General features: G+C 57.0%; 13 protein-coding genes. All 13 read left to right on the top strand.

The features are described 5' to 3' along the window. Positions 1 to 255 precede the first annotated feature (255 nt). The gene (locus C8024_RS03945) at positions 256 to 798 is read left to right on the top strand and encodes a DUF4402 domain-containing protein (protein WP_100094119.1); all 543 of its coding nucleotides are present in this window, start codon (positions 256 to 258) and stop codon (positions 796 to 798) included. A gap of 68 nt (positions 799 to 866) precedes the next feature. Further along, a complete protein-coding gene (locus C8024_RS03940; RefSeq protein ID WP_173203019.1) occupies positions 867 to 1,076 on the top strand; it encodes a zinc-finger domain-containing protein in 210 nt (69 codons plus the stop codon). A gap of 48 nt (positions 1,077 to 1,124) precedes the next feature. After that, the gene (gene tldD / locus C8024_RS03935) at positions 1,125 to 2,552 is read left to right on the top strand and encodes a metalloprotease TldD (RefSeq protein ID WP_173203017.1); all 1,428 of its coding nucleotides are present in this window, start codon (positions 1,125 to 1,127) and stop codon (positions 2,550 to 2,552) included. 22 nt (positions 2,553 to 2,574) lie between these two features. Further along, complete coding sequence (locus tag C8024_RS03930; RefSeq protein ID WP_173203015.1) at positions 2,575 to 3,108, top strand: DUF924 family protein; 534 nt, start codon at positions 2,575 to 2,577, stop codon at positions 3,106 to 3,108. Positions 3,109 to 3,145: 37 nt separating this feature from the next. Then, positions 3,146 to 3,616, top strand: a complete 471-nt coding sequence (locus C8024_RS20870; protein WP_173203013.1) for a CPBP family glutamic-type intramembrane protease — start codon at positions 3,146 to 3,148, stop codon at positions 3,614 to 3,616. Positions 3,617 to 3,648: 32 nt separating this feature from the next. Beyond that, the gene (locus C8024_RS03920; protein WP_302051588.1) at positions 3,649 to 4,185 is read left to right on the top strand and encodes a pyridoxamine 5'-phosphate oxidase family protein; all 537 of its coding nucleotides are present in this window, start codon (positions 3,649 to 3,651) and stop codon (positions 4,183 to 4,185) included. Between the two features lie 3 nt (positions 4,186 to 4,188). Further along, positions 4,189 to 4,401, top strand: a complete 213-nt coding sequence (locus C8024_RS03915; protein WP_100094126.1) for a DUF2007 domain-containing protein — start codon at positions 4,189 to 4,191, stop codon at positions 4,399 to 4,401. Beyond that, complete coding sequence (locus tag C8024_RS22480; protein ID WP_173203011.1) at positions 4,398 to 5,237, top strand: patatin-like phospholipase family protein; 840 nt, start codon at positions 4,398 to 4,400, stop codon at positions 5,235 to 5,237. Before C8024_RS03915 ends, C8024_RS22480 begins: the two co-directional genes overlap by 4 nt. A 358-nt stretch (positions 5,238 to 5,595) precedes the next feature. Further along, positions 5,596 to 5,859, top strand: a complete 264-nt coding sequence (locus tag C8024_RS03905) for a hypothetical protein (protein ID WP_173203009.1) — start codon at positions 5,596 to 5,598, stop codon at positions 5,857 to 5,859. A 200-nt stretch (positions 5,860 to 6,059) separates the two neighbouring features. Next, positions 6,060 to 6,590 carry a hypothetical protein gene (locus tag C8024_RS03900; protein WP_217271976.1) on the top strand — a complete coding sequence of 177 codons (531 nt, stop codon included), beginning with the start codon at positions 6,060 to 6,062 and terminating at the stop codon, positions 6,588 to 6,590. A gap of 271 nt (positions 6,591 to 6,861) precedes the next feature. Continuing rightward, on the top strand, positions 6,862 to 7,200 hold the full coding sequence (locus C8024_RS03895) for a P-II family nitrogen regulator (RefSeq protein ID WP_067201060.1): 339 nt from the start codon (positions 6,862 to 6,864) through the stop codon (positions 7,198 to 7,200). Between the two features lie 15 nt (positions 7,201 to 7,215). Further along, a complete protein-coding gene (locus tag C8024_RS03890; protein WP_100094128.1) occupies positions 7,216 to 8,526 on the top strand; it encodes an ammonium transporter in 1,311 nt (436 codons plus the stop codon). 149 nt (positions 8,527 to 8,675) lie between these two features. Next, the coding region (locus tag C8024_RS03885; RefSeq protein ID WP_217271975.1) for a hypothetical protein at positions 8,676 to 9,349 on the top strand (674 nt) is incomplete at its 3' end.

Below are 9,349 nucleotides of genomic sequence, written 5' to 3'. Positions count from 1 at the left end.
TTTATGAGTCCACTACCTAGACGGCCCGGAACGGGGAAAACGGAACATCCTGCCGGCCGGCTGCCTGTCGCAAACGGTGGTGCACGGGCGGCGCGAGCGACCGGTCGAGGGGCAAGATGTCAGATGTTGGCGAATAAATTCAACAACTTGTTCGGTTGTCTTCAAGGGTTGCCGTGATTTTAACCATGCGGGTAAAGGTAAATTTACGACTATCGATCTAAGACAGTTAACAACCGATATAGGACAGATTTTGTGATGACCAGAGAACAAATCTTACCACGCCTGATTGGCGGCCTTTTTATCGTGCTTGTCGTTTTGACAGGTGCACCGGCCGCCTTCGCTCAAGCAGCTGAAAATGATGCCCGGGCTGTGACCATTGGACCATTGTCCGTGGTCAAGACCCGGGACCTGCAATATGGCAACATCATTTCCGGCACCGGAAACGGCACGGTCACTATCGATACCCGCAACGGCGATATATCGACAACCGGCGGGGTGACGCTTGCCGGCGGCGTGACCAGCCCGGCCAATTTCATAATCTATGGCGGACCGAACCAGATCGTCGAAATATCGATTCCCGGATCGATGCTCGTGACTCATGCAAATGGCACGGACCAGATGCGGATCGACCGGCTGGCGATCGGCAACGGAAACCGCAATTTCAGCACCTTCGTGCGCGGCCTGCTCGGGACGCTCGGCATCTATGACCTGACGGTCGGGGGGCGACTGCGCGTGAATCCCAACCAGCAGACAGGGGCCTATCGCGGATCTTTCATCATGACCGTCGACTATCAATGATGGCGGATCATCATCGCGGGGCGTGAGAAAATATTGCGCCCCCGCAAATCTGTTGCTAATTCACCGGCATGATCGAAATTCCCGAAATCGTCAAAACTTCCAAGAAGCGCGTGTCCTGTGACGGATCAACCGATATTCCGGGCGGTGCTGCGCTCGGCCATCCCCGTGTCTGGCTGGAAATCGACGAAAAAGGCTATGTCGAGTGCGGCTATTGCGACCGCCGATTCGTTCTGACCGGCGGTCCTGCCGATGTCTCTCCGGCGCTCTCCGAAGATTAATCCGACATAGGGGGTGCAAGCTCCCCAATATATTTCTATATATGGGGAATGACACAAAAGCTTGATCCCCGCTCGTTTCTCTATCGTCCCGATGGCCTCGATCCGGAGCGCGCCAAAGCGCTCGTTGCCGACAGCCTTTCGGCTTGCGACGATGGCGAACTTTATCTGCAATATAGCGCGGTGGAGAGTTTCGGTTTTGATGACGGTCGTCTGAAGACCGCCGACTATAGCACCGACAGCGGCTTTGGCCTGCGCGGCGTGTCGGGCGAGATGACCGGTTTTTCCTACAGCAACGAGACCAGCGAGGCGGCGATCCGTCGCGCCGCCCAGACCCTGCAATTGCTCGATCCGGCGAAGGGCGAGAAAGCCCCGCCACCACGCGGCAACAACCGCCATCTTTATGGCGAAGCCAATCCGCTGGAGGCGATACCCTTCGCGAAGAAAGTCGCGCTCTGCCAGCAGATTGACGCCGCCGCCCGCGCCCGTGATCCTCGCGTTTCCCAGGTTTCCGTGGGCCTCTCAGGCAGCTGGAGCGTTGTCGAAATCGTCCGGCCCGATGGTTTTGTCGCCACCGATGTGCGGCCTTTGGTCCGGCTCAACGTATCGATCGTCGCCGAACAAAACGGCCGGCGCGAAAGCGGCAGCTTCGGCATGGGCGGGCGTTATCTTTACGACGATCTGTTCGAGGAAGCGCGCTGGAACCGTGCCGTCGACGAAGCCCTGGCACAGGCTCTGGTCAATCTCGAGAGCGTCGATGCGCCTGCAGGCGAACAGACCGTATTGCTCGGCCCCGGCTGGCCCGGCATCATTCTCCACGAAGCGATCGGCCATGGCCTGGAAGGCGATTTCAACCGCAAGGGCACCAGCGCCTTTTCCGGCAAGATCGGCCAGCGCGTGGCGGCGCCCGGCGTCACCGTCGTCGACGACGGTTCGATCAAGGAGCGGCGCGGCTCGCTGAGCATCGATGATGAAGGTACACCGACGCAGGAAAATGTCCTGATCGAGGACGGCATATTGAAATGCTATATGCAGGACCGGCTGAACGCGCGGCTGATGGGCGTCCCCGCCACCGGCAACGGGCGCCGGGAAAGCTATGCCCACGCGCCGATGCCCCGGATGACCAACACCTTCATGCGCGGCGGCAATGATGATCCGGCCGAGCTGATGAGCCGGGTCAAGAACGGCATTTACGCCAAAAGCTTCGGCGGCGGACAGGTCGATATCGTCTCCGGCAAATTCGTCTTCTCCTGCACCGAAGCCTACAAGATCGAGAACGGCAAGCTCGGCGCGCCGATCAAGGGCGCGACGCTGATCGGCGACGGCCCGACCGTGCTGACCAAGGTCGCCGGTATCGGCAATGACATGGCGCTCGACGAAGGCATCGGCATGTGCGGCAAGGGCGGCCAGTCCGTGCCGGCCGGCGTCGGCCAGCCGACATTGCTGGTGGAAGGCCTGACCGTCGGGGGGACCGCTTGACAACCGGATGGATTGCGCTGCGATGAACTGGCCTGCCGAAATATTGTCCTTCTGGTTTGAAGAGCTTGACCCCAGGGACTGGTGGGCCAAGAGCGATGCCATAGACGAGCAGATAAAAGAGCGTTTCCTCGAGCTATGGGAAGAGCAGAAGGCGAAAACCGCCAGTGCATTTCTGGATTCTCCTGAAAGCGCGCTGGCCGCCGTGATCCTGTTCGACCAGTTCCCGCGCAATATGTTCCGCGACAGCGCCGACGCTTTTTCGACCGATCATCTGGCCCAGCAGATTGCCGGAAAAGCGGTCGATCTGGAACTGGACGAGCAATTGCCCGAAAAGCAACGCGCCTTTCTCTACATGCCGTTCATGCACGCCGAGGACCTGCAATTGCAGAACCGGTCTGTGACGCTGTTCACGAAACTCGGCAGCAACGAGAAATTCGCCAACGAACATCGCGATATAATCGCGAAATTCGGCCGCTTCCCGCATCGCAACAAGGTTCTTGGCCGACAGTATCGTCCCGGAGAGCAAGAGGCGGTCGAGGCCGGAGCGAGCTGGTAGGCGCGGTGGTTGCGGCGGTGAAGCAGACCTGGCGGGCGTGAAGGTCTGGCCCGACGCCGGTCGCTGGAAAGCCGCTTTTGCGATTGCTCTACCGACGGCGGCGATCATCGCGCTGGCAGGATTTCTGGGCGGCTGGCTCCGCTTTGACCCGGCCACAGATATTCCCTCGGCATTGACGGCCGCAGTCATCCTGTTCTTCATTCCCGCCTTGGTCGAAGAGCTGGTCTTCCGCGGAGTCCTCTTATCGTGGCTCGCGACCTATTCACAGCGCTGGGGCAGCTGGCTCTCCGCCTTTCTGTTCATGCTCTGGCATCCGTTTCAGGCTCTGACCTTCGGCCCCCCATGGTCGGCGATTTTCCTGCAACCTTCGTTTCTATTTGCTACGTTCATCCTCGGCATAGTATTGACCCATATCCGGATTGTATCGCAGTCCTTTTGGCCTGTGATAATGATCCACTGGCTGCTGGTGTTGCTCTGGAAACTGCTGTTCGGCGGGCCATTTTACTGAGAAGGGCGAGATATGGCGGATTTTTTGATGCATTGAGCGATGACCACATCGCCTTCATCGCCAAACAGCCGATGTTCTTTGTCGCGACCGCGGCGGCGGACGGCCGGATCAATCTCTCGCCCAAGGGCTATGATGCCTTTCGCGTGCTCGGTCCTGACCGGGTCGCCTATCTCGATCTCGGTGGCTCGGGCAACGAGACCCACGCCCATCTGGTCGCCGATGGCCGGATCACCATCATGTTCAACAATTTTGCCAATCCAGCGCTGATCATGCGGCTCTATGGTACCGGCAAACCGGTGCTGCCGCAGGATGAAGGTTGGGACGAACTGGCCTCCCATTTCGACATATTGCCCGGCACCCGCCAGATTTTCGACATCAGGCTGGACAATATCCAGACCAGTTGCGGCTGGGGCGTACCGCAGATGGACATGAAAGCCGAGCGCGAAACATTGGTCAAATATCACCGTCAGGCCGATCCGGAAGCCTGGGTGGCCAAAACCGCCGGCCGGGTCAAAAGTATCGACGGCCTGCCGACGCGGGCGTCCGACCGCTATTTTGACGGGAAATAGGCAATGAGTCTGGTCGAACTGTCCCGTCACATGCACGGCGTCGAAGCGGAGATCATTCGTGGGCGGCTGGAATCAGCCGGCATTGGCGCGGTCTGTTTCGACAGCAATGTCAATATCGTCGAGGGCGCCGGCATCGCATTGCCCGCGCGGGTGATGGTGCTGGCCGAGGATCTGGCCGAAGCAAGGGCGATATTGGCAGAGGATGTCGCGCTGTGACCGGCGCCGGAAAAATTTCCCTTGCGCTGGGCGGTGGAGCGGGCCTCGGCTGGACCCATATCGGGGTGCTGCGGGCGATAGACGATAGTCCGCTGGAAATTGCCGCAATTGCGGGCACCTCGATCGGCGCCATTACCGGGGCGAGCTATGCGGTCGGCAAGCTCGACTATCTCGAGGACATGGCGCGCAACGTCAATTTCCGGAACATGCTGCGCTTCATGGACCCGCATTTCAAGCGCGGCGCGGTCATGGGCGCGCGCAATATCGAAAAGGAACTGGAGACCGAATTCGGCCAGCTTACTTTCGAGGATCTACCCTTTCCGGTCGCCGCCATTGCGGCTGATCTGCGCACCGGCGACACGATTGTGATGAAATCGGGCAAGCTGGTGCCGGCGATCCGCGCCTCCATGTCGCTGCCCGGCATTTTCAAGCCGGTGCAGCATGAAGGCCGCCTGCTGGTCGACGGAGGAGCAGCCCTGCCGGTCCCGGTTTCGCCGGTGCGGGCCCTGGCACCCGAGGCACTGTGCCTGTCGGTCAATCTGCAGGACGATTTTCTCAACCGCTCGATAGCGGCGGGAATCGCCGAGCAGGGCACCAAGGAACCGAACAGTCTCGCCATCGTCAAGGCCTCGGTCGGCCTGTCGCTGCGCAATCTCGGCCGCTACTCGCTGGCGCTCGATCCTCCCGATTTCGCGATGTCACCGCCGGTCGGTCATATCGACATCCAGAACTTCACCCGTGCCGAGGAACTGATCGATATCGGCCGCCGCGAGACCGAAAAGGTCATCCCGCAGATAATGGCCCGGATGGCGGAGCAGAACTCGCAAGTTGAATAACGTTGAAGCCAACACAGAAACTTTGAAGGGCTCACGTGGCAAACGCCTGACCTATCGGCGGCCTGTTGCAGCAGCAGCCTAAATACACGCTTACCGTCCGCCAGATCGGCGAAAAGCGAAAGCGATACTGGCCATGAACACATAGGGAACACCGACTCGACTTTTTCCAACATTTGTGCTAAGCGAAATGAGTCGGGGGACACCAGATGGCATCCCCCGATTCGAGTTTGGCATTTAACCTTTGGACGGGTCGCCAAACCCAAAGTGTTTGGAAACGTGGCGTTTCCGATTTGACAATTATTTATGCCACGTTTTCTGCCATTTTGCAAGACCTGTCTTTAACGACAAGGGCTGAAATATGGCGTGTTTTGCTATAAGCTACCAACTCAATAACCAACAAGACTACCCTAAATTGTGGGCTGAGTTAGATGAACTCGGAGGCCACAAGGTCATGCGGTCATTCTATTTTTTAGACGTGAATAACACCGCGACTGAAGTCAAAGATCATCTCATTAGCTTTGTCGATGATGATGACATGATATCTGTAGTGCCATTTGATGAACGGCCAAGTTGTTATAAATGCAACATTGGCACCAAAGCATGGCTGGACGCGCGGTTTTAATCATCGCGTGGCGTTAGGTTGGGCCTCCCCCACCTAACGTCGTCAATGAACACAGTCAGGCCAAGAAGGCTGCTAATTAGACCTATTAGTCTTTTTCGTATCCTCATTGTCCTGACTCCCTTTCTTATCCTTATGAAGCTTAGGCGGCGTTTTCAGCGTCCGCTTTAGAACCTCGTCTTCTTTTTTGATCGGTATTTTGCATGGATACGTCAGACCCTCACATAAAGATTTTGACCAGCATCGGCTACATATGCGTCCAGTGGGCGTTGTTAGAATATTTAGTGCTGCACTCAATTTTTGCAATTGTCGATATGGACGAAAAGCAAGGCGATATCTTATTTGGCGGCCTCGACATGCAGCCCAGACTTAACACCGCATTGAACCTAGCCAAGCATCATGAGGCACCAGAACAAATAACCGACCAAATAAAATCTATCCGAAAAGCGATCCAGGGCGGCCTGTCAGACAAACGCAACATGGCAATACATGGCGTCCATGCCGATTCTGAAACACCGGATTCAGTCAAGCTTCATATGCCCAGATGGGGCGGCCCAAAAAGAATACACACGTTTCAATTGAAGATCTTCACCAGATTGGCCTTGATATACAAGACCAAGCCGATGAGGCCCTTAAACTATTCGTGGCTATCGGAGAGTGGAAGTTTGGCGGACATCGCCCTGAAGCAGTTGATGGCGACATCAGATAGCTTGACACCGTTGTTTGGTTCGTAGTCGCACAGCACATCCAAGCCAGCATCAACCATCTCTGGCGAAATCTCAATTTCCTGTTTTGTTGGCGCCGGCCTGTCCAGCGAATCATGTTCCATAATACCCTGCTTTGCCACGCACACCATTGCCTAAAAATTGTGCACTCGTGCTGCAATGCACAAAATTTACTCTTTCTTAAGCGGCCGGATTTTCTGAAAATCCCTTGAATCCAAAGCCTTCCGATTCTGGCACGGGCTTTGCGAGGCGTTCCCCGGTAACAACAATAGGGGGCGTAATGAAATTTATCATAGCCATAATCAAACCGTTCAAGCTTGACGATGTTCGTGAAGCGCTGACCGGTGTCGGTGTGACCGGCATGACCGTAACCGAAGTCAAAGGCTTCGGTCGGCAAAAGGGCCAGACGGAAGTCTATCGCGGCGCGGAATATACCACCAACATGGTTCCGAAGCTGAAAATCGAGGTCGCCTGCAGCAGCGCTGTCGCGGCCCAGGCGGTCGAGGCGATCCAGACCGCCGCGGGGACGGAATCGATTGGCGACGGCAAGATCTTCACGCTCGGTCTCGAAGACGCCGTCCGCATTCGCACCGGTGAAACCGGCGACACAGCAATCTAATCGGGGAAACAGATAATGAGAAAATTTTTGACGATTTCTGCAGGATTGGCGGTCATAGGTGCCGCCGCTCCTGCGCTTGCGCAGGAGGCGGTTGAAGCAGCCGACCCCAGTGCCAATACCGCCTATATCCTCAACACGCTGCTTTTCCTGATCGGTGGTTTTCTGGTCATGTGGATGGCAGCCGGTTTCGCCATGCTGGAAGCCGGCCTTGTCCGGTCGAAAAACGTGTCGATGCAGTGCCTGAAAAATATCGGCCTTTATTCGATCGCCGGTATCATGTTCTGGGTCATCGGCTATTCGATTGCCTATCCGGGCTTTGAAGGTGGCTATTTCGGTATCGCCGACTTCCCTTATGCCATGCAGGGCGTCGGTGAAGCCGATGTCGACACCGGCTATTCGGTGGCTTCCGACTGGTTCTTCCAGATGGTTTTCTGTGCAACCACGGCGTCGATTGTATCCGGCACCGTTGCAGAGCGGGTGAAAGTCATTCCGTTCTTCATTTTCGTGTTCGTGCTGACCGGGTTTATCTATCCCGTGATTGTCAGCTGGGAATGGGGCGCAGGCTGGCTCGACGCAATGGGCTTCAGTGATTTCGCCGGCTCCACGCTGGTCCACTCGACCGGTGGCTGGGCGGCTTTGGCTGGTGCCTTGATTGTCGGCCCCCGTCTGGGACGCTATATCAACGGCAAGGTCACGGTCATGCCGGGTTCGAGCATTCCACTGGCGACCCTGGGTACATTCATCCTGTGGCTCGGCTGGTTCGGCTTCAACGGTGCATCGCAGCTTGCCATGGGCACGATCAGCGATGTCAGCGATGTCTCCAAGATCTTCGTCAACACCAATATGGCTGCAGCAGCAGGCGTAGTTGTCGCGATCATCCTGACCCAGATCATGTACAAGAAGATCGACGTTACGATGGCGCTCAACGGTGCACTGGCCGGTCTGGTCTCGATCACCGCAGAGCCACTGGCTCCGTCGGTCCCGCAGGCTCTGCTGATCGGTGGTATCGGTGGCGCAATCGTCGTCTTCGCCGTTCCGATGCTCGACAAGCTGAAGATCGATGATGTCGTCGGTGCCATCCCTGTCCACCTTATGGCTGGTATCTGGGGTACGCTGATCGTTCCTTTCTCCAACACCGAAGTGCCGTTTGTCGCACAGCTTACCGGTGTTGTTGCCACTGGCGTGTTCGTGATGATCACGAGCTCCATCGTCTGGTTTGCGCTTAAATACACCATCGGTGTGCGTCCGAGTGAAGAGCAGGAAATGCTCGGTATGGACATCGCCGAAGTGGGTGTCGAAGCCTATCCGGAATTTGCCAAAGGCTAACCAGTTTGGCGCCGGCCTTCTCCTCCCAAAACTCGGGTCGGCGCCTCACATTGTTCCTCCTGCGAACAAATAACTTTATGGCCGGTGATGTGAAAGCATCCCGGCCTTTTTTGTCATCAACAGATAACCACGGGCTGCAGACCGGATAAATGAACAGTTTCGACTATCTCGTGGTCATCGCCTATCTCGCGGCGATGCTGATGTTCGGATTGTTCCTCAGCAAGCAGAATGACGAAGGCGACTATTTTCTCGGCAACAAGGCGATCGGCTGGTTCCCCCTCGGTTTGTCGGCCATGGCCACCCAATTATCGGCCATCAGCTTTATCTCGGCGCCGGCCTTTGTCGGCCTGCGGGAAGGCGGCGGGCTGAAATGGCTGACTTTCGAATTCGCGCTGCCGCTGGCGATGCTGCTGGTGATGTTCGTGATCATGCCGCCGCTCTACCGCTCGGGCGTGATCAGCATATTCGACTTTCTCGAGCAGCGGATCGGCCGGTCGACGCGCTTCCTGATCAGTGTCGCCTTCCAGATCGTGCGCGCCTTCGGCACCGGCATCATGGTCTATACGACCGGTATCATCATCGAGGCGGTGCTGGGCGTTCCATTCCTCCAGTCGATCCTGGCGATCAGCATAATCACCATCGTCTATTCCTTTCTCGGCGGCATCCGGGCGGTGGTTTACGCCGATGCGATCCAGATGGTGCTGATCGTCTTCGGCCTGCTGGTCTGTCTGGCCTATGCGATCACGTTCATCGGCGGTTTCGATATTTTCTGGGCGAGCATAGACCCGGAACGGTTGCGGGTTGTCGACTGGACCTATGCGGG

It is taken from the genome of Sphingopyxis sp. BSNA05 (genome assembly GCF_013265645.1).
GTDB lineage: Bacteria > Pseudomonadota > Alphaproteobacteria > Sphingomonadales > Sphingomonadaceae > Parasphingorhabdus.
This window is presented reverse-complemented; position numbering and strand designations above follow the sequence as displayed.